The sequence below is a fragment of the Klebsiella sp. 2-CIP_Kleb. genome, from assembly GCF_050378715.1.
Classification (GTDB): Bacteria; Pseudomonadota; Gammaproteobacteria; order Enterobacterales; family Enterobacteriaceae; genus Klebsiella; species Klebsiella quasipneumoniae.
The window spans coordinates 1-223 of sequence record NZ_JBNRLG010000038.1 but is presented as its reverse complement, the minus strand read 5'-3'; the positions used below and the strand labels follow the sequence as shown (position 1 = coordinate 223).

At 53.8% G+C, this 223-nt stretch carries 1 rRNA gene; it reads right to left on the bottom strand.

Annotated features, from left to right (window positions below):
- Positions 1-223, bottom strand: a 16S ribosomal RNA gene (locus ACQUTP_RS25730); the annotation flags it as partial.

Here is a 223-nt window from a genome sequence, read left to right as displayed (position 1 = left end):
TATATGCCATTGTAGCACGTGTGTAGCCCTGGTCGTAAGGGCCATGATGACTTGACGTCATCCCCACCTTCCTCCAGTTTATCACTGGCAGTCTCCTTTGAGTTCCCGGCCTAACCGCTGGCAACAAAGGATAAGGGTTGCGCTCGTTGCGGGACTTAACCCAACATTTCACAACACGAGCTGACGACAGCCATGCAGCACCTGTCTCACAGTTCCCGAAGGC